The sequence below is a fragment of the Arthrobacter phoenicis genome (assembly GCF_047238215.1).
Lineage (GTDB): Bacteria > Actinomycetota > Actinomycetes > Actinomycetales > Micrococcaceae > Arthrobacter.
This window is the reverse complement of sequence record NZ_JBDFMK010000001.1, coordinates 2,191,771-2,214,213: the sequence shown is the minus strand read 5'-3', so window position 1 is coordinate 2,214,213 and position 22,443 is coordinate 2,191,771. Positions and strand designations below refer to the sequence as shown.

The 22,443-nt window shown below is 69.5% G+C and carries 22 protein-coding genes; 9 read left to right on the top strand and 13 right to left on the bottom strand.

Annotation, left to right across the window (positions count from 1 at the left end; all coding sequences use genetic code 11):
* Positions 1-22: 22 nt before the first annotated feature.
* From ABC337_RS10390 to ABC337_RS10380, 3 genes are all read right to left on the bottom strand, one after another.
* A complete protein-coding gene (locus ABC337_RS10390; protein ID WP_412882303.1) occupies positions 23-1,069 on the bottom strand; it encodes an IS3 family transposase in 1,047 nt (348 codons plus the stop codon).
* Positions 1,033-1,455, bottom strand: coding sequence for a transposase (locus ABC337_RS10385; RefSeq protein ID WP_412882304.1), 423 nt, complete (start codon positions 1,453-1,455; stop codon positions 1,033-1,035). The genes ABC337_RS10390 and ABC337_RS10385 overlap by 37 nt, the downstream gene beginning before the upstream one ends.
* Positions 1,456-1,639: 184 nt before the next feature.
* Entirely contained in the window at positions 1,640-1,981 is a 342-nt protein-coding gene (locus ABC337_RS10380; RefSeq protein ID WP_412884020.1) for a cupin domain-containing protein, read from the bottom strand.
* A gap of 199 nt (positions 1,982-2,180) precedes the next feature.
* Here ABC337_RS10380 and ABC337_RS10375 point away from each other — a divergent pair, with 199 nt between their 5' ends.
* Complete coding sequence (locus ABC337_RS10375) at positions 2,181-2,423, top strand: hypothetical protein (protein WP_412884021.1); 243 nt, start codon at positions 2,181-2,183, stop codon at positions 2,421-2,423.
* On the opposite strand, the gene ABC337_RS10370 is transcribed toward ABC337_RS10375, so the two are convergent.
* Together ABC337_RS10370 and ABC337_RS10365 are read right to left on the bottom strand one after the other, a co-directional pair.
* On the bottom strand, positions 2,420-2,833 hold the full coding sequence (locus ABC337_RS10370; RefSeq protein WP_412884022.1) for a VOC family protein: 414 nt from the start codon (positions 2,831-2,833) through the stop codon (positions 2,420-2,422). The two genes, ABC337_RS10375 and ABC337_RS10370, sit on opposite strands and share 4 nt — an antisense overlap.
* 194 nt (positions 2,834-3,027) lie before the next feature.
* Complete coding sequence (locus ABC337_RS10365; RefSeq protein WP_412884023.1) at positions 3,028-3,594, bottom strand: type 1 glutamine amidotransferase domain-containing protein; 567 nt, start codon at positions 3,592-3,594, stop codon at positions 3,028-3,030.
* 271 nt (positions 3,595-3,865) lie between these two features.
* Here ABC337_RS10365 and ABC337_RS10360 point away from each other — a divergent pair, with 271 nt between their 5' ends.
* Positions 3,866-4,117, top strand: a complete 252-nt coding sequence (locus tag ABC337_RS10360) for a DUF2630 family protein (RefSeq protein ID WP_412884024.1) — start codon at positions 3,866-3,868, stop codon at positions 4,115-4,117.
* 192 nt (positions 4,118-4,309) lie between these two features.
* Complete coding sequence (locus tag ABC337_RS10355; RefSeq protein ID WP_412884025.1) at positions 4,310-5,731, top strand: S8 family peptidase; 1,422 nt, start codon at positions 4,310-4,312, stop codon at positions 5,729-5,731.
* 78 nt (positions 5,732-5,809) lie between these two features.
* Here the strand turns inward: ABC337_RS10355 and ABC337_RS10350 are convergent, their stop codons facing one another.
* Positions 5,810-7,288 (bottom strand): purine-cytosine permease family protein, encoded by a 1,479-nt coding sequence (locus ABC337_RS10350; protein WP_412884026.1) that lies wholly within the window; start codon positions 7,286-7,288, stop codon positions 5,810-5,812.
* Positions 7,289-7,601: 313 nt separating this feature from the next.
* On the opposite strand from ABC337_RS10350, the gene ABC337_RS10345 reads away from it, so the two are divergent.
* Positions 7,602-8,966, top strand: coding sequence for an ammonium transporter (locus tag ABC337_RS10345; protein ID WP_412884027.1), 1,365 nt, complete (start codon positions 7,602-7,604; stop codon positions 8,964-8,966).
* 42 nt (positions 8,967-9,008) lie between these two features.
* Positions 9,009-10,883 (top strand): Na+/H+ antiporter, encoded by a 1,875-nt coding sequence (locus ABC337_RS10340; RefSeq protein WP_412884028.1) that lies wholly within the window; start codon positions 9,009-9,011, stop codon positions 10,881-10,883.
* Positions 10,884-10,957: 74 nt separating this feature from the next.
* On the opposite strand, the gene ABC337_RS10335 is transcribed toward ABC337_RS10340, so the two are convergent.
* Entirely contained in the window at positions 10,958-11,086 is a 129-nt protein-coding gene (locus ABC337_RS10335; RefSeq protein WP_412884029.1) for a hypothetical protein, read from the bottom strand.
* Positions 11,086-11,622 (bottom strand): Pr6Pr family membrane protein, encoded by a 537-nt coding sequence (locus ABC337_RS10330; protein ID WP_412884030.1) that lies wholly within the window; start codon positions 11,620-11,622, stop codon positions 11,086-11,088. The genes ABC337_RS10335 and ABC337_RS10330 overlap by 1 nt, the downstream gene beginning before the upstream one ends.
* Positions 11,623-11,781: 159 nt before the next feature.
* Here ABC337_RS10330 and ABC337_RS10325 point away from each other — a divergent pair, with 159 nt between their 5' ends.
* Both ABC337_RS10325 and ABC337_RS10320 read left to right on the top strand, forming a co-directional pair.
* A complete protein-coding gene (locus ABC337_RS10325; RefSeq protein ID WP_412884031.1) occupies positions 11,782-12,111 on the top strand; it encodes a DUF6221 family protein in 330 nt (109 codons plus the stop codon).
* 111 nt (positions 12,112-12,222) lie between these two features.
* On the top strand, positions 12,223-12,864 hold the full coding sequence (locus ABC337_RS10320; RefSeq protein ID WP_412884032.1) for an NADPH-dependent F420 reductase: 642 nt from the start codon (positions 12,223-12,225) through the stop codon (positions 12,862-12,864).
* Here the strand turns inward: ABC337_RS10320 and ABC337_RS10315 are convergent.
* On the bottom strand, positions 12,861-13,460 hold the full coding sequence (locus ABC337_RS10315; protein ID WP_412884033.1) for a DnaJ family domain-containing protein: 600 nt from the start codon (positions 13,458-13,460) through the stop codon (positions 12,861-12,863). The two genes, ABC337_RS10320 and ABC337_RS10315, sit on opposite strands and share 4 nt — an antisense overlap.
* A gap of 283 nt (positions 13,461-13,743) precedes the next feature.
* On the opposite strand from ABC337_RS10315, the gene ABC337_RS10310 reads away from it, so the two are divergent.
* Complete coding sequence (locus tag ABC337_RS10310) at positions 13,744-14,919, top strand: glycosyltransferase (protein ID WP_412884034.1); 1,176 nt, start codon at positions 13,744-13,746, stop codon at positions 14,917-14,919.
* Positions 14,916-16,370, top strand: coding sequence for a lipopolysaccharide biosynthesis protein (locus ABC337_RS10305; RefSeq protein ID WP_412884035.1), 1,455 nt, complete (start codon positions 14,916-14,918; stop codon positions 16,368-16,370). Before ABC337_RS10310 ends, ABC337_RS10305 begins: the two co-directional genes overlap by 4 nt.
* Before the next feature lie 103 nt (positions 16,371-16,473).
* Here ABC337_RS10305 and ABC337_RS10300 read toward each other — a convergent pair whose 3' ends face one another.
* The 4 genes from ABC337_RS10300 to ABC337_RS10285 form a co-directional block, all read right to left on the bottom strand.
* Entirely contained in the window at positions 16,474-18,324 is a 1,851-nt protein-coding gene (locus ABC337_RS10300; RefSeq protein ID WP_412884036.1) for a nucleoside/nucleotide kinase family protein, read from the bottom strand.
* 277 nt (positions 18,325-18,601) lie between these two features.
* Entirely contained in the window at positions 18,602-20,290 is a 1,689-nt protein-coding gene (locus ABC337_RS10295) for a long-chain-fatty-acid--CoA ligase (RefSeq protein WP_412884037.1), read from the bottom strand.
* A 100-nt stretch (positions 20,291-20,390) separates the two neighbouring features.
* Positions 20,391-21,656, bottom strand: coding sequence for an aminoglycoside phosphotransferase family protein (locus tag ABC337_RS10290; RefSeq protein ID WP_412884038.1), 1,266 nt, complete (start codon positions 21,654-21,656; stop codon positions 20,391-20,393).
* Complete coding sequence (locus ABC337_RS10285) at positions 21,640-22,443, bottom strand: glycoside hydrolase family 16 protein (protein ID WP_412884039.1); 804 nt, start codon at positions 22,441-22,443, stop codon at positions 21,640-21,642. The genes ABC337_RS10290 and ABC337_RS10285 overlap by 17 nt, the downstream gene beginning before the upstream one ends.

Genomic DNA, 22,443 nt, shown 5'->3' with positions numbered 1-22,443 from the left:
ACAGACGTGCAGACGGTATGTATCAAGCTGTTTGTGACAGCTGGGTGGTTTGTTTGTGGTTGATGCCGGCTGGGGGTGGGGCTCCGGGTGCGGTGGGTTTGCGGTGGTATCGGTGCGGGTTGCGGTTGTAGGAGGCGTCGAGGGTGGCTTGGCGTTGGCTGCGTGCCTGCTCGATCCGGCCGTGGTGGACGGTGTCGGGGGTGTAGTAGTTCAGTCCGCTGTGGCGGTGGTTGGTGTTGTAGTCGGTGAAGAACGCGGCCATGTGGTCCCGGGCGTGGTCCAGGTCCTGGAACCGGCGGGGGAAGTCGAGGTCATATTTGACGGTCTTGAACAGGGACTCCGAGTACGGGTTGTCATCGGAGACCCGGGGCCGGGAGTAGGAGAGCTCGATGCCCAGTGCCCGGGCCAGGTCCAGGGTTGTGCCGGCCCGCATCGGGGCCCCGTTATCGGCGTGCAGGACCGTGGGGCTGTGGTGGTTTCCGGTGACGGCGTCCCGGATCAGGGCGGCGGCGAGGGCGGCTGTTTCGGTGTGTTCAACCCGGTGCCCGACGACCTTGCGGGAGTAGACATCCATGATGGTGTAGAGCCGGTAGGTGTGTCTCCCGGGCCCGTGGAGCATCGTGATGTCCCAGCTCCAGAGCTGGTTCGGGGCGTCCGCGTTCAGGACAGGTTTGACCCGTTGCCGGGAGCCGGTGCCGCCGCGTTGAACCCGGCGGTCCCCGTTTTGCCCGTGCGCGGCCACGATCCGGTGGGCTGAGGCGATCGAGAAGGAACAGCGCCCGGAATCGAGCATCCGGTAGTAGGCCTGGGTGACCGAGAGGTTCCCGTAGTCCTCGGAGTTGAGCCGTTCCATGAATTCCTTAGCCTCAGCCGTGCTGATCCGGTTCGGGTAGGCCCGGCCCTTATGCGGGAGGGTGACTCCGGCGGGAGGAGCGGGGTTCAGATGCCGGTACCAGGTGGTGCGGTGAAGACCGAGCAGGGCGCAGGTCCTCACCGCTGACCAGCCGGCCGAGACCAGGTGCCCGGCAAAGGTCAGGGCGATTCCTTTCCAGACTTTGGGATCAACCATTCGGGCCGGCCCGGGTCCGGGTCCGGAAGGTGCGGGTCCGTTGCCGCCGCGCTCCTGGCCATCGCGTCCAAGAGCGCGGAAGCTTTTCCCAGAATGTCCACCGCGGCCTCGGACCGGGCCAGTTTGGCTTTAAGGATCTCGTTCTCTCTCAAGACCCGTTTGAGCTGTTGCTTATCTCCGGCATTCAAGCGCTGGTCCTCACTTCCTGGCGCGGCATTGGACCTCAACTCCCCGGCCTCACGCTGCCGGACCCAGAGCCGAAGAGTTCCATCGGTGATGCCGACCGCCCTGCTGAACGCGGTCCTGGAACCGCGTTCAAGGCACTTGTCGTACTCCTCGAGAATCGCGTGTTTCTGCGCGAGAGTGAAGTGGCTCCGGTTAGACACACGCGAAGGGATCACAAAATCCATTACGGACCTTTCCCCGCCCCGAACGCCCGACCGTGAACGACAGGAAACCTGTCACACAACAGCCTGACACACAGGGCAGAAGCGTCGATCCGGCGCGGAACCGTCGAATCGGGATGTGCCGCGGGCGGGTCAGTTGCGGCGCCTGCCCCGGTCGATGCGGCTACACCGGACCGAGCGGTGCCGGGCCGGTGGCCGGGGCCGGAGCCGGTTCCTTGAGTTCGACGAAGAGGGCGTGTGTGGCGCTCGCGCCGATGTTCTCCCCGGAGTGGGTCTGCGCGGGCAGCCACCGCGCCTGCCCGGCGGGGAGCTCGACGGCGGTCTCCCGTCCGTTGGCGGTGAGGCGGCGCCGGAAGCTGCTGAGGGTGACCATCACCGAGTCCGGATGCCGGTGCTCCACGGTCTTGTCGCCCGGGGCATCGACGTATTCCAGGACGCGGACGCGCTCATTTTCGAAGACCACCCGGTACAGGGCAGGGTTGGTCTCCACGGGATCCTGGTTCATGTCCGGACTGTAGCCCCGGACGGCCCCGGGCACCACGGCCTTACTGCCCGACCGTCCCCGCGGTGCCGCGCCGGAACAGCCACGCCGCTCGGCAGACGTGGGCCTGTACCGCCGCGGCGGGTCCCTGTAGCGTGGCAGGAAGGGCCGGGTCCGCCGGTCCGCGCGAGTCATCGGAACATGCGAGTCATCGGAGGAACACGTGAGCGACAAGCCGGTTGAGCCCGAAGAGATCGTCAGCGACGGAGTGCAGGAGGGCAGCAATCCGGTCCCCCGCGACGAGGAAGGCAACGCCGCCGGCCAGTCCGCCGGAGAGCCTGGGACGGACGGTCAGCAGGAAGGCAACGGGACCCCCGACTCGCGCAAGGTCCCGGGCCCCGCGGAACAGGACGACGCCGAGACGGCGGACGACCGCGGTCTCACCACCGACACCACGCCGGACTAGGTGGCGGGCGGGGCGATGTTGACCAGCCAGTCCACCCCGAACCTGTCCTTGCACATCCCGAACATGTCGCCCCACGGTGCCCGGTCCAGCGGGACCGTGACCGATCCCCCGTCGGACAGCTTGTCCCAGTAGCCGCGCAACTCGGCCTCGTCGGCGCCGCTCAGGGACACGGAGAAGTTGTTGCCCGGCGTGTAGTCCATACTGTTGGGCGTGTCCGCGCCCATCAGCACCATGCCCGAGTCCACCGTCAGCATGGCATGCATAATTTTGTCTTGCTCGGCGGGGTCCTCGCTGGCGCGGAAGTCGGCGAAGGTACTCATGGTCAGCTGGCCGCCGAAGACCGACTGATAAAACGTCATGGCGTCCCTGGCGGTGTCGCGAAAGCCAAGGTAGGGGTTCAGCGTGGTCATAGTTCCGGCCTCCCGGGAGCTGGTCAGGTGCTGTTGCTGGTCAGGTGCCTGCGGGCGCCGCACCCCACGGAGGGACCGGTTCCCGCTGGGTGACATCCTGCCGGATCGGGGACCTGCTGCACAGGGGCCAAACGCCGCAGGCCGCGTTCCCACCGTGATGGGGACGCGGCCTGCGGCGCGGCTGGGGCTGACTGCTACGCGGTCTGGCCGGCGTGCTCGCCCTCGGCGATTTCTTCGATCAGCTTCGCATTGAAAGCCTTCAGATCGTCAGGGGTCCGGCTGGTGACCAGGCCCTGGTCGACCACGACCTCCTCATCGGACCAGTTGGCGCCGGCGTTCTTGAGGTCTGTTTCGAGCGTGTAGTACGAGGTCAGGCTGCGGCCGTTGGCCACACCGGCGTCGATCAGCAGCCACGGGCCGTGGCAGATCGAGGCGACCGGCTTGTGCTGTTCGAAGAAGCTGCGGGCGAAGGCCTGGGCTCCCTGGTCGGCACGGAGGTGGTCGGCGTTGACGACACCGCCGGGGATGACCAGCGCGTGGAAATCGTCGGCGTTGGCCTCGTCGACAGTCAGGTCCACGGTGAACGTCTCACCCTTGTCGGTACCGTCGTAGCCCTGCAGGGTGCCGCTCTTCGGCGACACCAGGGTGGGCTCGCCTCCGGCTTCCTTGACCGCGTTCCAGGGGCCGGTCAGCTCGACCTGCTCGACGCCGTCCGTCAGCAGGAAAGCGACCTTCTTGCCCGAGATGTTGTGTTCCGACATACGTCCTCCTCTAAGCGATGCGCGTCGCTGGCGGCTTGAGGGCCGCGGTGCCCCGCGCAGAAAGATTGGTGGCTTGCCTTTCCCACTCTAGGAACTTCGAAAATAATAAGCAAGCTGATCATATGATGGGGTTACGCCGCCCGTCAGCGCGGCCGCCGGGCACCCCCGGCCCTTTGGACCAGCCCTCTATTCAGCAGGGTCCGCCGGTGGCTACGCTGGCGGGGTCAATCCGGCACCGGAACCGCGGGCTCACCGCAGGAAGCAGGCAATCATGGACGAACGCGACATTCTGCAGCGCATCACCGCCCTGGTGGACGAGGAGCGCGGACTCCGGGAGCAGGCCGAGGCCGCCAGCCCGGAGCACGACCACGCTCCGGACCGTCTCCGCCTCCAGCAGCTCGAGGAGGACCTGGACCAGTGCTGGGACCTGCTTCGGCAGCGGCGGGCGAAGCGGCAGTATGGGGAGAACCCGGATGAGGCCGAGGCCCGCCCCGTCAGCCAGGTGGAGGGCTACAAGGGCTGACGCGGCGCGCGACGGCGGCGTGCGCGCGGTCGCCGCGCACGGCGTCAGCCTTCGCGCGACGGCGGCGCACCGCGTCAGACTGCACTCCCCGGGAGCGGGCCAAGGACCAAAGGGCCCCTGATTTTTCGGTGGCGCCGGCCTACCATAAGGACGGGGGGCACCCGGAAGCGCTGTCGCTTATTGGAGGCCACGATGTTCACCTTTGTCCGCTCACTTTTCCCGTCGGCGCAGAAGGAGTCGGTGGCCGCCCCGCCGGGCCGCCCCCGCCGCTCCCGGCCCTGGGCAGCGGCCGCCGCAGTCGTTGTCGCGCTCGGAGCGGCGACTCTGGGCGGATCCCCGGCCTCAGCGGCCGCACCCACCCAAAGCTTCATCGTGGTCCTCAAGGACGGCGCCGGCGACGCCGGGGCAATCGCGGCCGCGCACCGGAGCAGCTTCGGGGTTACCGCGGCCACCGTCTACCGCAACGCCGTCAGCGGGTACGCCGGCACCATGACCCAGGCCCAAGCGGCCCAGGTGGCCAAGGATCCACGCGTGGACTTCGTCACCGCGGACCGGCGCTTCGGCCAGCCCGACGAACCGAAACCGGCCGGATCCCAGGTGGCGCCGGCGTGGTGGCAGCGCATCGGCGGCGAGCCGGAGGAGGCCCAGGAGTCTGCCCGGGCCAACCCGGCCCGCGACAAGGGCACCGGCGTGAACGTGGCCGTAATCGACAGCGGCATCGACGGCAACCACCCGGACCTGAACGTCCGCGGCGGCGTCGACTGCACCTCGGGCCAGCCCGTCAAAGTCACCCCGATCGACAAACTGGGTCACGGCACGGCCGTGGCCGGCGTTATCGGCGCCCGCAACAACAACCTCGGCATCATCGGCACGGCGCCCGGCACCCCGCTCTGGTCGGTCCGCGTGGTGACGGACGACGACGTCATCACCGAGGCGAGCCTCATCTGCGCGATCGACTGGGTCACCTCCACCCGCCGCGACGACGACCCGACAAACGACATCTCGGTGGCCAACATCAGCATCGGCGGCCCCGGGTCGGACACGGCCAACTGCGGCAAGGGCACCGACCCGATGCACTACGCCATCTGTCGCTCGATCCGCGCCGGCGTCACCTATGCGGTGGCGGCGGGAAACGAGTCCTCCAACCTGGCCGGCACCGTTCCGGCCAGCTACCACGAGGTCCTCACGGCCACCGCGATCGCCGACTTTGACGGGCAGCCGGGCGGACTCGCCGGCACCGTCTGCGGGACGGTGGACTTCGGTATCTTCGGCCAGAAGGACGACGCGCCGGCCTTCTTCTCCAACTACGCGGTGGCCGCCAAGGAGCGCCGCCATACGGTGGCGGCGCCGGGGGTCTGCGTCCTCTCCACCGCACCCGGGGGCTACGGCATCAACCACGGAACCAGCTTCGCCAGCCCCGCGGTAGCCGGCGCCGTCGCCCTCTGCATCAGCGACGGGGCCTGCCACGGTTCCGGGGCCGAGGTGGGCGAGCAGTTCCTGGACCATATCGAGGCGTACAACCACCGGCACCGGGACTTCGGCTTCACCGGCGACCCGCTCCGGCCCGTTGACTCCAAGTACTACGGCTACCTGACGGAGATCGCCCACTTCTGATTTTGCGCCGCCCGTTTCGACGGTTCCAAACGTCTATCCGGCAGGGAACCGTAGAATCGGTGCGCCCGTGAGGCCGGGTCAGGCGACGGGCGCCGCGCTGAGCCGCTCCGGCTTGTCCGCGTCCGGAGTTCCGACGTCCGCGGGGTAAATCATCTCCTCCGGCGCCCGGGAGCTGCGCTTTGCCAGCGGGTAGAAGACGACGGCGGTCACCACCAGCCCCACCAGCCAGGAGATGTCAGAGCCGCCGAGCACCTCGGTCATCGGGCCGGTGTACAGGGTCTGGGCCAGGAACGGGATCTGCGCGACGATGCCTACCGCGTAGGAGATCAGGGCGGGTGCATTCCAGCGGCCATAGCGCCCGTTTGGATCGTAGAGGGCCGGGATGTCTACCCGCTCCTTCGACACGAGGTAGTAATCCACCAGGTTGATGGAGCTCCACGGGATGAAGACCATCAGGAGCAACAGGACGAAGTTCTTGAAGTTGGCGATGAAGTCCGGGGACGCGAGGACCGCTATCAGCACGGAGAGTCCAATGAAACCGACCACGTAGGCGAACCTGGTGCGGGAGGACGTAACGGCCTGGCGGGTGAATGCGGTGACGGAGGTCAGCATGGTCATGTAACCGCCATAGGCGTTCAGCGTGTTCACGGTGAGTTTGCCGGTGACGATGACCAGGTAGATCACGACGGCGATCAGTCCCCCGCCGCTGAGGTTGCCGAGGAAGGCGACCTGACCGTCGAGGAAACGCTGGCCTTTCGGGAGCGCCATCGACGCGAAGAGTGCCCCCAGCGTCATGGACCACTGCGAGCCCAGCACCGTCCCGGCGAAGGCTGCGAGGAAAGTCTTGCGGGCCGGAGTGGATGCCGGCAGGTACCGCGAGTAGTCGGCGACGTACGGGCCGTAGGTCAGCTGCCAGCCGGCTCCGAGGGAGACTGCCAGCAGGAACGTGGGGAATTCGAAGGAACCGGAGGCGAGCATGGCGCCGACGTCCTGGCTGGTGAACAGGCGCACTCCCAGGTAGGTGAAGCCCACAACGCCGACAACGGTAGAGATGCGCCCCAGCAGGTGGATGTATTTGTAGCCAAGCGTTGCGACGAGGACCGTCAGGGCGCCGAAGATGACCATGCCGACGGCGGGGACTCCCGTGCGGGTGATCTGGTCGATCGCCTGTCCCGCCAGGACCGTGCCCGTGGCCGCGAAGCCCAGGTACATGACGATCACCAGGACAAGCGGAATAACCGCTCCGAACACGCCGAACTGGGCCCGGCTGGAAATCATCTGGGGCAGGCCGAGCTTTGGACCCTGGGCCGCGTGCAGTGCCATCACCGCGCCGCCGAGCAGGTTGCCCAACAGCAAACCCAGAATGGCCCAGAGCGCGTCGGCGCCGAAGAGGACGGCCAAGGCGCCGTCGACAATCGCCGTAATCTGCATGTTCGCCCCGAACCACAGGGTGAACTGCTGCCGGGGCGAGCCGTGCCGCTCGCCGGCCGGAACGAAGTCGATGGAGCGGCGTTCAACGCGCTGCCCGCCGCCTCCCGTTCGAGTGGATGCCTGCATGCTCGTCCTCACTTCAAAGATTTGGGTGGTCGGTCCATCTGAGCACGCGGCGTGACCGGGATCACCGGTGAAAAGGACGTTATGGTCTGGGATTCCGGACGGGCTACTGAAGCAGGTCCCTCGGCGACCCGGGTGAGCCCTCGTTAACATCCCCGAAACATGACCGTTAACGCCCCGACACGAAAGCCCGAATCCTGTAACTTTCCCGCAACGCAGAGCCCGACTGCCTGAAACACTCCGACGCGAGGATTAAACCCGGTTGGGGGCCGGCGGCGAAGTGTCCCGGTACAACGGTTGACGAAGGGACACGCAGGTGCAGCTCACCGCGGGAAGCGTCTGGATCATCATCTCTGCAGCCCTCGCGCTGCTCATGACCCCGGCCCTGGGCCTGTTCTACGGCGGCATGACCCGCGCCAAGGCCTCCTTGAACATGATCATGATGAGCTTCGTCTCGGCGGGCATCGTCGGCGTCGTCTGGGTCCTCTGGGGCTACTCGATGTCCACCGGCCAGGGCGTGCTGGGCATCTTCGGAGACCCGTTCGCCAACGCGGGCCTCTCCCGGCTGATCGGCTCCCCGGACCTGATCAAGGCCGGTTTCAGCGCCACCTTCGCCATCATCACCGTCGCCCTCATCAGCGGGGCCATCGCCGACCGCACCAAATTCTCCGCCTGGGCACTCTTCGTCCCGGTGTGGATCACCGCCGTCTACTGCCCGCTGGCCTATATGGTCTGGGGCGGCGGGCTAATGAGCCCTGGCGGCGCCGTCAGCAAGATCTTCGGCCAGGTCATCGACTTCGCTGGCGGCACCGTCGTCGAAATCGCTTCCGGCACCGCGGCCCTGGTCATGGTCCTGATCGTCGGCAACCGCCACGGTTTCGCGAAGGACCCCTCGCACCGCCCGCACAACATCCCCTTCATCATGCTGGGCGCCGGCATCCTCTGGTTCGGCTGGTTCGGCTTCAACGCCGGCGCCGCCACCACCGTGGAACAGGCCGGCCTGATCTGGGTCAACACCCTTGCCGCCCCGGCCGCCGCCATGCTCAGCTGGCTGGCCGTGGAGAAGGTCCGGCACGGCCACCCCACCTCGCTCGGCGCCGCGTCCGGCGTCGTCGCGGGCCTGGTGGCCATCACGCCCTCGTGCGCCAACGTCAGCCCGCTCGCCGCCGTCGGACTGGGCCTGCTGGCCGGTGCCGCTTGCTGCGTGTTCGTGGACCTGAAGTTCCGCTTCGGCTTTGATGACTCGCTCGACGTCGTCGGCGTCCACCTCGGCGGCGGCCTGATCGGCACCCTGGCCCTGGGCTTCATCGCCCTGCCCGTTGACGGCCACGGCGGCGGCCTGTTCTACGGCGGCGGGCTGCAGCAGCTGGTGGCCCAGACCGTGGCCGTGCTAATCACCGTGCTCCTCTCGGCCCTGGCGACGGCGGTCATCGGCCTGGCCATCCACAAGACCATCGGCTTCCGGGTGAGCCACGAGGCCGAGGTGGCTGGCGTCGACCGCTCCGAGCACGCCGAGACCGCATACGAGTTCGACGGCCTGGCGCACAGCCGCTTCAACCCCTTCGGCCACCATGGCCTCCCTCACACGGTGCACGCGGCGGCGGGCCACGGGCGGACCGGGGAACCGGCGGAAGAACACGGTCGCGTCAAGGAGTCCGTCACGGCGGGCAACGCCGCCTGAGAACCGGTCCGCGCCGCGGGGAGCGCCTGACAGAATGAGCCTATGGACATAGCCCTCGGTTTGCTGGTGCTCGTTGCGGTCGTCTGCGCCGGAAGCGCCCTGGGCCGGAAGCTGGACATCTCGGTCCCGCTGCTGCTGGTCCTGGCCGGCGTCGCGGGGTCCTTCATTCCCTTCGTCCCGGACATCGAACTGAACCCCGAAATGGTCCTGGTGGGCCTGCTGCCGCCGCTGCTCTACGCGGCGGCACTGCGCACCTCGCTGTTCGACTTCGGCTCCAACCGCCGCGCCATCGGCCTGCTCTCGGTGGGCTACGTGATCTTCGGAACCATCGCCGTCGGCCTGGTGGTGTGGTGGCTGTTCCCGGAAATCCCGCTCGCGGCCGCGATCGCCCTCGGCGCCGTCGTCGCGCCGCCGGACGCCGTGGCCGCCACCGCGATCGCCCGCAAGGTGGGCATGCCGCGCCGGATCGTGACCATCCTCGAGGGCGAGTCACTGGTCAACGACGCCACCGCCCTGGTCTGCCTGCGCAGCGCCATCGCCGCCATCGCGGGGACCGTCTCGGCGGCCGGCGTCGCGGGGGGATTCGTGCTCGCCGCGGGCGGCGGCCTGGTGGTGGGCCTGGCCGCGGCCTACGTCCTGACCATGCTGCGCAAGCGGATCCGCAACGTCGCGATCAACACCTCGACGTCGTTGATGGCCCCGTTCGTCGCCTACCTCCCGGCCGAGGCCATCCACGCCTCCGGGGTCCTCGCCGTCGTCGTCACCGGCCTGGTGATGGGGATGAAGGCGCCGTCCATGCCGAACGGCGCGGCCCGGCTCAGCCAGCGCAGCAACTGGAACACCGTGCAGTTCCTGCTGGAGAACTCCGTGTTCCTGCTGATCGGCCTGCAGGTCCGGACCATCATCGAGGGCGTCCAGGACGATTCGCTCGGCGCGGGCCGGATCTGGGCCGGCTGCGCGGTGATCCTGCTGGCGGTGCTGGTGCTGCGGCCGGTCTGGGTCTTCCCCGCAACCTACCTGCCGCGGCTGATTCCCAGCATCAAGCACAAGGACCCTGCCCCGCCCTGGCAATTCGCCGCAATCGTGTCCTGGGCGGGCATGCGCGGGGTGGTGACCCTCGCCGCGGTGCTGGTGCTGCCGGCAGACCTGGAACACCGCTCCGTGCTGATCCTCGCGGCCATGGTGGTGGTGGGCGGCACCCTCACCCTGCAAGGCTTCACGCTGCCCCCGCTGGTCCGGTGGCTGCGGGTGCAGGGCCCCGACCGGCGCGAGGACGCGCTCAACCAGGCCTCCCTGATGCAGTTGGCGACGGCGGCGGGCGTGGAACGCTTGCAGGAACTGCGCACCGACAACGACCCGCCCGAAGTGATGGCGATGCTGAAGCGGCGCACCCAGGAGCGCGGGCTGGCGGCGTGGGAGCGCCTGGGCCGGCCCACCTCCGAAGCCGCGACCCCCAGCCAGCGGTACGCGGAGCTGCGCCTGGCGATGCTGGAGGCGGAACGGTCCAAGGTACTGGAGCTCCGGCGCGGCGGTGAATACGCCCACGAGGTGCTCAGCGAGGTCCTGGACCGGCTGGACGTCGAGGAATCCATGCTGGATATCTCCCTCGACGAGCTGGACACGGCCGGCGACGGCGGCGGCGAGGGCCTCGCGCAGCCCGGCGGCGCCTGCGGGCACCTGGAGTCCGCCCCCGACCGCGAAGTCCCCGAGGACCCCTTCTGCGCCGAATGCCGGCGGGAGGGCACGACGCCGGTCCACCTCAGGATGTGCCTGGCGTGCGGAAACGTCGCCTGCTGCGACTCCTCCCCCGGCACCCACGCCACGAAGCATTACCGCTCTACCGGCCATCCCGTGATGCGCAGCGCCGAACCCGGCGAGGAGTGGCGCTGGTGCTACGAGGACGACCTGCTGGGCTAGGCACCGCTTCGCTTGCACCAGCAGGGGCCGGAGCCACATCCCGGTGTCAATGAGCCCGTGTCAATGCGCCGGAGTCACCGCGCCGGTGTAGCTCGTTCCGGAGCGGGGTCCTCGCCAGCCGTCACGGGTGAGAGGCGGAGCCTGGTGGAGAGCGCGGCGATGGCTGCGAAGACGACGGCGCCGATGGCGATGGCCAGGGACATCACGGCCACCATGCCGTACCCGCCGTTCCGGGGATCGAGGAAGGGGTAGGGTACCAGCCGACAATGGGGCCGCGGATCAGGCTGTAGACGAGGTACAGCAGTGGAAAGGCCAGCCACACCATGGAGGTCCGCAGCGGAATCCTGGTGGTCGGCAGGTCCACAAGCCAATCGATCACCATGATCGTGGGGATCGTGTAGTGCAACACCACATTGATCCAGGGAATCGGGGTGTTGACGTCGATGTCGCTCAGGAGCAAGTTGTACACAATGCCCGTGATGGTCATGTAGATGGTCGCGGCGCCCCGCAAGAGGTCCAGCCACCGGGGGCTGAGGCCCTTCCACGAGCAGTAAGCGGCAATCCCGAGGGTCACGAAGGCGATGACGTTCGATTCAATCGTGAAATAGCTGAAGAAGTTGCTCGCCTTGGCCCCTGGAACATTCAGCAGGAGGTGGGACAGCTGAAGGACGACGGCGGCGAGGCCGAGGGCTGCAAACCAGGCCCTGAAGAGGGCAAGACCACGGTTGGGCATTGTCATGGACGATCTCCCTCGCTGTGTACCGGCGGAATCGGACCGGGCGGCGTCACCCTACCGGCAGGAACACCCGGCGCAGGGCCGGCGGGGATCACGATCCGGACACACGGATCCCGGCCCCGCGGATGCCTGCCAGCGGTGGCCGGGCGTACCCTCGGAGCTGTGGACATCGTTGAATTCCTGTCCCAACGGATCGGCGAGGACGAGGCCGCGGCCAGGTCACTGCTGACCGATAGGACCCTCTCCAAGTCCGGCGAATGGTACGAACAGCGGCTGCTGCTCGAGTGCGAGGCCAAACGGCGGCTGATCCAAGTGGTGGAGGCTGCCCGGCAATCCGCCCTGACGGCCATGGTCACCGAATCCGTTGACGACGGTTCCGGGGACGGCGGCTGGGCGCCCCGGTCACTGGACTGGATGGAACGGTCGCTGCGGGCGGTGGCGCTGCCCTACGTCGACCACCCGGACTTCAACGAGGACTGGCTGCGGCTCTGACGTGCCGGCCATGAGGCGTTTGGGTCCGTCCGCCGACCGGAAAAGCTCCGCGCAGAGCGAACGGCCCGCACGGCACGAAATATCCCGGGACCCGGCGTCGTTGCCCCCACTATGACAACTATTGGAATCATCGGTGCAGGTCACATTGGCAGCCAGGTCGCCCGCAAGGCGGTCGAACTCGGCTACGACGTCGTCATCAGCAACTCCCGTGGACCCGAGACGCTGGGCGACCTCGTCGCTGAACTGGGGCCGAAGGCCCGCGCGGCCACGGCCGCCGAAGCCGCCGCGGCGGGCGACTTCGCCGTCGTCACCGTCCCGCTGAAGAACATCGGCGACATCCCGGCCGAACCGCTTGCCGGGAAGATCGTGGTGGACACCAACAACTACTACTGGGAGCGCGACGGCCGCATCGCCGCGCTGGACAACGGCGAGGCCACCACCTCCGGCATGCTGCAGGACCTCCTCCCGGAGTCCAAGGTGGCCAAGGGCTTCAACCACATCATGTACACCCAGATCACCACCGACGGCACCCCCGCCGGCACCGACAACCGCCGGGCACTGGCCACCGCCAGTGACTACCCGGAGGCAGCGGAACTGGTCACCCGGCTGTACGACGAGTTCGGTTTCGACACCGTCAACATCGGCCCGCTCTCCGAGAGCTGGCGCGTGGAACGCGACCGCCCTGCCTACGGCAGCCGCCAGAACGCCGAGGAACTGCGCGAGAACCTGGCCAAGGCGCCCCGCACCCTTTAGCGGTATCCCCCGGACCGCCGGCGCCACCACGGCCGCCGGCGGTCCGGCTCCGTCGCCGGGACCTCCGGTTCCGCCACGGCACGACGCTCCCGCCATCTGGCGACCTCGACGTCGGCGTCCCGGGTCTTCGTGATCACCGGCGGCCCGCCCTGCAACTGGCGCCGCGCCTCGATGACGCGGGCGTTGAAGTCGGCGATGATCTCCCGCACCTGGGATTCCGCCACCTGCTGGTCCAGCCGGTCATCCAGGGCGGCGTTCTCGGTCCGCAGCAGGATTGCGGCCGGACCCAGTCCGCTCAGGTCCTCACGCTGCAGCAGCCCCTTGACCCACCAGTCCGGGTCATAGACCTCGCCCAGGCCCGGGATCGGCTTGCCGGCGTACTTCAAATTGTCGAACTTCCCCTGCGCCATGGCGTCCCGGACCAGGTACTCGGCACGGGCCGCGTCGTCCACTGCCGCGCGCTTCCGCCGCAGATCCGCCTCCGCCGCGTCCAGCTCGGCCTGTTCCTCAACCGAACTGCCGCTGATCCGGAGGGACCGCAGCCCGGCGGCCCGTTCCACCCGGCGCCGGAATGCCGAATTCTCCCCCTCGACCATGGTGCACCCCTTCCCGGGTCCGATGCTTGTCTCCCAGTATGACCAGCGGGACGACGGCGGCGGAACCCCGGTAAAACGTCAGCATCAGCTCAACTTCCCGCCCATAAGGATTGCGCGTCGGAAAGCGGAAGCGGAACTCCCGAAGGGGGTTCCGGCCGCGACGTCACTGCGGGGGCGGTAGAAGGCCGGATTTCGCAGGCGGAAATTTACCCCTTCTAGGGCCTTGTGAACAGGGCCTTGTGGCCCCCGATAACCGGTAGGTGGGGTCAAGTACACTCATGCAATGAGGCTTCTGTACATCACAGAAAGTGCGCCCAACCGCGACCCCGTGTACGGGGATGGCAGCTCCATGATCCCGTACGAAATCCTGCGGAATCTGCCCGCCGACGTCGACGTGACCCTGCTCAGCTACTCCGGCCGGGTCGAACTGCCGGCGGAGATCCGCGAGCGCTGCACGGAGGTCCACGTCCTTACCCCCCGCCCGCGCGCGGCCGCCCTCGTCCGCTCCCTGGGCGGCCTCAACGGCGCCGGCCGGCACGAACGGGCCACGCGCGAGGCGGCGGAGCTGACCGCCGCGCTCTCAGCCCGCGCCGACGCCACCCTCATCCACGGACCACACGCCCTTTTCCTCTCCCGGTACGTCCAGGGTCCCCTGGTGCTGCAGACCGTTGACCCCTGGTCCGTGCGGACGCAGATGGACACCGCCATCGCCGGCCGGCTGAAGGCCGCCTACCGGGTCCGGGAATTCCTGGCCCTGCGCGCCGAACGCCGGCTCCCGGCCCGGGCCCGCCTGCTCACCGTCGGAGCCAAGGACGCCGCCCGGTGGTCCGCCAGCCTGGGGCGCCCCGTCCGCAGCATCCCCAACGGCGCCGACCAGGCGGCGCAGCCCGCCGTCCGGCGCGAGGACCCCGTGGTCTGTTTCGTCGGCAGCCTGAATTACGGCCCGAACATCGACAGCGCCCAGGTCCTGGTCCGGTCCATCGCCCCGCTGGTCTGGGAAACCGTCCCCCGGGCCACCTTTGTGCTCGCCGGACGCCGGCCGGACCCCGCCGTCCTGGCCCTGGCCGGCCCGCGGGTGGAGGTCGCCGGCAACGTGCCCTCTGTCCTGGACGTCTACCGGGCGGCGGACGTGGCCGCCTTCCCCGACGAACACGGCGTCGGGATCCGCAACTCGGTGCGCGAGGCGCTGGCCGCCGGTGTGCCCGTCGTGGCCACCCCGGTGGGGGCCCGGGAGCAGGAAGCCCACCCGCTGCTGACCGTCGTCGAGGACCCGGAGGTCTTCGCCCGGCGGGTCGTCGAGGCGCTCGAGAACCGCGGGACCGGCGCGAGGACCGCAGAGTCTGAGGGCGCGGGGTTGGTCCGTTCCTGGCAGACCGCGGCGTTGGAGTACCTGGCGGAACTGCACTCGGCCATCGGCTCCGCGGGGGCGGGGCTTCCGGCGCGGAGCACCTCCGCATGACTCAGGCCCCGCCGGGGGAACTGGCCCGGACCGGCGTGCGCGGCGCGATGTGGCAGGGCCTTGCCTTCGCCGGCGGCCGCATCATCGTCCTGATCACCACCGTCGTCCTGGCCCGGCTGCTGTCCCCGCACGAATACGGCCTGGTGGCCCTGGCCCTGGTCCTGATGGGCTACGCGGAGACAATTGCGGACGCCGGGGTTGCGCAGGCCTTGGTGTACCTTCCGCGGACCGGGGTCATCGCCCGGTCCGCGCTCATGATCTCGGCGATCCTGGGCTCCCTGCTGGGGCTCACGGCCTTCCTCGCCGCGCCCCTCATCGCCGACCTGTTCAAGCTCCCCGATGTGGTCCCCCTGGTGCAGATCCTGGGGGTCTCGGTGCTGGCGACGTCGCTCGGCGCCGTCCCCGAGGCCCTGCTTCGCCGGGACCTGCAGTTCAAGAAGCTCACCGCGGCCCCGGTCCTCAAGGCTGTCACCATGGGGACGGTGACCCTGTTCCTGGCCTTCACCGGCCACGGGGCATGGTCGCTGGCGGTGGGCACGGCCGCCGGGTCCGTGGCGTACGCGGCGACCTGCTGGTTCCTGGTCCGGACGCACGCCCCCTGGCAGATCTGGCGGATCAGCAAGCCCGCGCTGCTGGCCAACGTCAAGTACGGCGCACCAGTGGCGGGCAGCAGCCTGCTGGCCCGGCTGATCTTCGACATCGACTACCTGATCATTGGGATCATCCTGGGCGCCCAGGCCCTCGGCTACTACACGCTGGCGTTCCGGCTCCCGGAAGTGGTGATCCTCAACGTCTTCTTCGTCCTTTCCACCGTCCTCTTCCCGCTGTACGCCCGGGTCCGCGGCGAACCCGAACGGCTCCGCGCCGGCTACCTGACCAGTGTGCGGATCCAGTCCCTCTACGGCGTCACCGCCGGTGTGGGACTCTCCGTGGTGGCGCCGGTGCTGGTGCCGCTGGTGTTCGGCGACAAGTGGGACGAGGCCGTGCTGCCGCTGATCTTCCTGGCCCTCTACGCCGCCGCCCGCTCCCTCGGCGCCGGCGCCAACGACGTCTACAAGGCCCTGGGCCGGCCCGGGCTCTCGATCGTGGTGTCGCTGGTCCGCCTCCTGATCCTCCTGCCCGTCCTGCTGTATTCCACCCGCTGGGGCATCGTGGGCGTGGCCGTGGCGCAGCTGGTGGTGGCCGTGGTGTTCGCGGTGGGAATGCAGGTGGTCGCGGCGAAGGTCATCCAGTTGCGGCCCCGGGCCCTGTTGCGCGCCATCGCCCCAGGCCTGGTGTGCGGCGCCGCGGTGGCGCTGACCGGCCTGGGAAACCTTCTGGCCCCGGAACTGGGGTCCGTGCCCTGCATGGTGCTTGTGGTCGTGGTGGCGGTCGGGGCGGTCTACGCGATCGTCCGGTTCGCCTACCGTCCGCTGCACGACGAGCTGCTGGCCATGGTCCGCCGCTCCTAGGAGGAGGCCATACCGGCCGCGCCGAACTGCTGAGGTGGTCCGGCGGCCCTGCTAAGTCGACCCGCTCTAATGATCCGGCGGCGGTATTGCTAGGGCAGTATTGCTAGGCCGGCCGGCGGCCCGTGACGGTGCCAGCCGGGATCGCGACCGCGAACAGCCGCAGCCCCAGTGCCACCCGCCCCGCGACGGCCTTCAGCAGGCCGAAGCGGACCCCCTGCCGGAGCGCCAGGGTACCGCGCACCGCCTCCGGGGAGTCGACCGGTACCAGCCGGGCCGGGCCGTCGAGGCCGGGGACGTTCCAGTGCACCGTGACGTCCTCGAAGCCGTGTTTACGGAACAGCCGCTTCCAGCCCGCCACCGTGTGCGGCCCGCGCCCGGAGGCGTTGCGCCGCACCTGGGCGCAGACCCATCCCCCGGGTTCCACGTCCGCCGCCGCCCGCTCGAAGAGGCCGGCGTCGGGTTCGCGCAGGAGCACGACGTCGAACTGCGCCCCGGGCGCGCCCGTGCCTGTGCCCACCGGCCGGGTATCCGGGTCCAGCAGCTGGAGGGCGCCCAGCAGCTCCGGGTCGATCGATCCCCCGTAGCCCAGGTGCCGGGGCTGCAGGACGGGGGTCAGGAAGCGCCAGTCCAGCATCCGCCAGCGGTGCAGGGTCAGGCCGGGACGTCCGCCCGGATCCGCTTCCGGGGGCGGAAGGGTCCGGGAGGAGATGCTGTTCCAGACCGTTTCGGTGGCCAGCCGGCGGACCAACTCACGGGGCAGCCCGGCGTCGATCACGCGGGCGCCGGGCAGCCGGGTGGCCAGTTGCAGGTAGGACTTGCGCCAGTGCTCCAGCAGCTCCACCGTGTGCTCACCCTTCCGGGCGAACATCACCTCGCCCGGGGCATCAAGGACCAGCAGCACGTCGGGCGCCGGTCCCAGTTTCACCGCCAGCGTGTTGGTCAGGCCCGCGCTGGTGTGGCCGCCGCCGACCTGCGGGAGGAGCGCGTCGTACGCCACCCGGTCCATCAGCACCACCCGGCCGCGAAGGCTGTGATAGCGGGCCTTGGTGCCGCCCTTGAGCACCCGGAACATCTTCTTGGCGGTCCGGCCGCCAGGCAGCCGCTCAAGCCACCGGTCCCACGGCCCGGCGCCCCAGAGCCCCATGTAGACGTAGGACGTGGGGATGGGAAAGTCCGCGCGAAGCCCGTGCAGGAGCGTGGTCTTGCCGGCACCGTCCGGCGCCATGACGCCAACCACCGGGCCGGGGCCGGGGAGCCGCGGGGTCAGCAGCCGGAGTGTTCGGTGGCCCAGCCAGCGGCCGCGGCTGGCCAGCGGCTGGGCCCGGGTCCAGGCGCGCCGCCACCGTCCGGCGAGGTCGCGGGCGCCGTCGAAGTTTCCCGCGTTGACGGCGTCGAGCAGGGCGGATGCCGCCCCGTCCCCGCTGCGCCTGTCCACGTACTCCGCGACGGGTCCGGCGGTTGAGGCGACGGCGGCGGACGCGAGCGCCGCGGCCTGGCGGTCGGCCGCTATCGCGCCCTTGTCCAGGACCAGATGCAGCAGGTGCAGCCAGGCTTTGTCGGCCGGTTCGGGGAGCCACAGGCCGTCCTGCCGGACGCGGCGGTCCAGGCAGTCGGCGGCCAGCGGTGTGCTCCACTGCTGGAAGCGGCCGAAGGACACCTCGGACACGACGTCGAGTTTGAGCCAGAATTCGTCGGCGTCCATGTAGCCGAAGTAAAACCGGTGGCTGCCGTGCCCGGTGGCGTGCACGCGGCACAGTCCGATCCGCGCCATCAGCCCATCCAGTTGGGGCAGCATCCTCGGATCTACCAGCAGGTCCACGTCGCCGTCCGGGCAGGCCAGGTCGTTCTCGCCGCGCAGGAGAACCCATGGCAGTCCGGTGTCCTCGAGGGCGCGGAAGGCCGCAAGCACGGTGGGGTGGGCGGCCGGGAGGCGTGTCTGGGGGTGAATGCTCACGGCGCGCACCCGCCGTCGTCCGTCGAGTGTGCCATGTCCGTGAGACCTCCTAGACCGGATCCGGCCAGTCCCGCGGACTCCCGCCCACGGCCGCGAAGACGGCCGCTGTCAGCCCGGGGACAATCAGCCCGCAACGGGCTGGCACGGCGTTGCCGCCGCCGGAAAATGTGTTCTCAGCCTAGGAGCGGCCGCCCCGCCTGTCACGAGTAGCGGCACGGGGGTGCCGACGCCCGGGTACTTGGCCGCTACCCGTAAGCGCGCACCCGGCCCGGCGTCGTCAGAGCCGCGGCAGGACGTCCTCGCGGACCTGCTTACGGAGGATCTTGCCGAGCATGGACCGGGGCAGGTCGGGGACGGCCACCACCCGCCGCGGAACCTTGTAGCCGGCAAGGTGCTCGCGGCAGTGGGTTCGCAGGGCTTCCTCGTCCAGGGCGGTGCCGGGTTCGAGTTCGACGGCGGCCACCACCATTTCGCCGCCACGTTCCAGCGGCTTGCCGACAACCGCGGCGTCGCGGACGTCCGGGTGCAGGCGCAGCACGGCCTCCACCTCGGTGGGTGAGACGTTGAAGCCGCCGGTGATGATCAGTTCCTTGGCCCGGTCCACCACGGTGGTGAACCCGTCGGCGTCGACGGTCACCACGTCGCCGGTCCGCAGCCAGCCGTCCGCCGTCAGGGTTTTGGCGGTTTCCTCGGGATTGTTCCAGTAGCCCTGGAAGACCTGCGGGCCCTTGATCAGCAGCTCCCCGGGCTGGCCCTGGGCGACCTCGACGGAGGGATCGTCGACCTCGACCACCTTCATCAGCGTGGAGGGGAACGGCACGCCGATCGTCCCGGTGCGGCGGGTGGGGTGGAACGGGTTGCCGAGCGCCACCGGGGAGGACTCGGTCATCCCGTAGCCCTCCACCAGCAGCCCGCCGGAGACCGATTCCCAGAGTTCCACCACGTGGTCGGGGAGGTTCATGGCCCCGGAGATGCAGTACTTGCAGGACCTCAGGGAGATGCCCTTCTCCTTCGCGGCCATGGCGGTGCGCTCGTAGATCGGCGGGACGGCGCAGTAGACGGTGGCGGGCGACTTCTTCATGGCGGCCAGGATCAGGTCCGGGTCGAACTTGGGGAAGAGCACCAGCAGGCCCTGCTTACGGATCCCGTAGGTCAGGTAGAGCGTCATGCCGAAGGCGTGGAACATCGGCAGGATCGCGTAGAAGATTTCCTTGCGGTATTCCGCGCCCGCCATCCAGGCCTCGCCCTGCAGCGCGTTGGCGTAGAGGTTGAAGTGCGTCAGCATGGCGCCCTTGGGCCGGCCGGTGGTGCCGGAGGTGTACTGGATCGCGGCGAGGTCCGTGACTGCCGGGCGGGGGTGCAAGGGGTCGATCCGGCCGTGGCCCAGCAACCCCTTCCACGGCATGGTGCCGGGGGCGGGCGCGGTGAGCGATTCCCGGGTCTGGCGGAGCTTCTTCACCGGCAGGGAGAGGGCCAGCCGTTTGACGGCCGGGAACGCCTCGAGGAGGTTTACGGAGACGACGTGGTCGATTTCGATGTCGGCCGGGAACTCGCGGACGGCGGCGGCGGCCTTGTCCCAGGCGATCACCACGCGTGCCTGGTGGTCCTCGAACTGGTGGCGCAGCTCGCGGGAGGTGTACAGCGGGTTGTGTTCGACGACGACGGCGCCCAGGCGGAGGACCGCGTAGAACGCGACGACGTGCTGCGGGCAGTTGGGGAGGATCAGGGCCACGCGGTCGCCGGCGCGCACGCCCAGGCGGCGCAGTCCCTCGGCGGCCCGGTCCACCTGGTCGCCGAGGTCGGTGTAGCTGGTCCGCCGGCCGAAGAACTCCATGGCGGGGGCGGCGCCGGCCTCGCTCACGGACCGTTCGAACATGGACACGAGCGACTCGGTGGGCAGCTCGATGTCGGCCGGGACGCCCGGCTGGTAGTTCTTCAGCCAGGGCCGGGGGTCCGTGTTGTGCATGTTCACATCTTGCCGTGAACCAGCAGCGGGGAGGTAATTTTCCAGCTCAGGGGCCGGGTCCAGGGTCCGGTCCGGTTGGTGGTCCGGGTCCGGGTGCCGGTCAGAGCACCCCGGCTGTGGCGGCGTGCCGCCACAGCCAGAAATCCCGGTCCCCGAAGACCGCCCGCCGCACTTCGGCCGGGCCGCGCGGCGCAGCCCCGGCGGGCGCCGCCACGGGTCCGGCCCCGGCGTCAACGGCGGCACCGGGCTGGGGCGCCTGCGCCCCCGGGCCGGCCGGTACATCCGGGCCGCCAAGGACGGCAGGACCGGGCCGCTCCCCGGCGCGGTCGCCGCGGTCACCGGTCCCGGTACCCCCGGCGGCCTCGCCGTTCGGGGCCCGTCCCCCGGCCCCTGCCGACTCCGCGGCGAGCCGGAAGGCGAGGGTGGAGGCGGACCGCGCCCAGGTGGCCAGCACCAGTGCGGGCAGCAGCGCGGGGTCGATGTCGCGGCGGACCAGGTGCTGGCGCAGGGGCTCGCGCGCCCAGCCGTCCCGGCCGAAGGCGGTGTCGAAGGCCGCCAGCTGGGCCGGCCTTTCGAACGCCTGCTCGGCAGACTCGCTGAGGTACTGCAGGTAGAAGGTCAGGTCATGTCCGGGCAGCCCGTAAGCGGACGCGCGCTCCCAATCCATCACCTGGAGCCGCCCGGCCGGGCCGATCAGCAGGTTGGGATGGCTGAGGTCGGCGTGTTCGAACACGGCCGGCAGCTGCGCCGAACGCAGCGGCTGCAACGCCTCGTGGGTCCGGCCGACCAGGTCCGTGAGCTCGTCCTCGCCGGGTAGCAGCAGCTCCAGCGCCTGCAGGGGCCGCTCCACGGTGCGCTCGTACCAGCCCTCGTTTCCCGCCGCCGGCCGGGTGCAGGGCAGCGAATCGATGAAGTCCACGCCGAGGGCGACGGCTACCGGCAGGTCCGCGGCAACCCGGTCCGGGTCCAGGGCCGGGCCGGTCAGCGGGGTTTCCACCAGGACGGTGTGTCCGGACAGATCCAGGGCGGCGACGACGCGGGGCACGCCCTCGACCTGGTCGCCGCCGAGGACCCCGAGCTGCCAGAGCATGTCCGCCTCCCGGAGCACCCCCTCGTTGTCCCCGGGGCAGCGCGGCACCTTCACCACCAGGGAGGGCTGCCGGGCGCCGGGGGCGAAGATGAGGGCGACGACGTGCCGGGAGGTGGTGAACTGCGGGGTGATGAAAACCGTGGTCCAGTCCCGGCCCAGGCCGAGGCCGGCGAGGTCCCATTCGTCGTAGTGGTCCCGGAGGACGGCGTCGATGAAGCTTCCGCCGGCGGCAGGCACCGGGAACGGCGTCGTCGTGGCCTTACGGGGCGTACGCATACTGCACCACCCAGTCCACTTCGATGTGGCCGGAGACCGACGGAGCCGGCGTTCCGGCGTCGGCCCCGTCCTTTGTCTCGGCCTGCAGCGTCCACCTCATGCCGGTGTTGGGAACGCCGTCCGGCATTGTTGTTTCCCCCACGAGTTCACCGTCCCAAAACCACTTGACCTTGCCTGGAGTCCATTCCGTCGTCGCCACGTGCCACCCGGTTCCGTCCGTGGCGGAGGTGTTCCGGGTGGTGGGGTCGAAGCGGTCCGGACCTTTCAGCGGGGAATCCTTGATGGCGGATACCCCGTAAAACGGGCCGTTGAGTTCCCCCTCCGGCCAGTCGATCTCCCCGTCCAGCCAGTTGTCGCTGGTGGGCCACAGCAGGAAGGCGATCTTGTACCCGGGCATCGTGTCGGCCCGGAACCGGATGGAGTAGCGGCCGTAGCGCTGCCCGTCGTAACCGAAGGGCACCACGCTGGCCACCCTGGGCTTCCCCCCGGAGCTGTGGAGGAAGAAGTCCAGCTTTCCGTCCTTGACCGACAGGACCTTATCCGGGGTGTAGACCCCCTGGCCGGACGTGTCGGCCAGGTCGTGGTAGCCCCGCATATCCGGTCCGTACACGTCGCCGACCGTGCCCATCGGTGCCGCCCGGGTGAAGTCCTGCGTCCCCGTCTGCTTCCAGCCGGGGAGGTCCCCCACCGGCATAGCCGTTGCCGGAGGCGACGGTTTGAGCAGTATGGCGATGGTCATGGTGATCCCTGCGGCGAGCAGGACGACGACCACCCTGACCAGCACCAT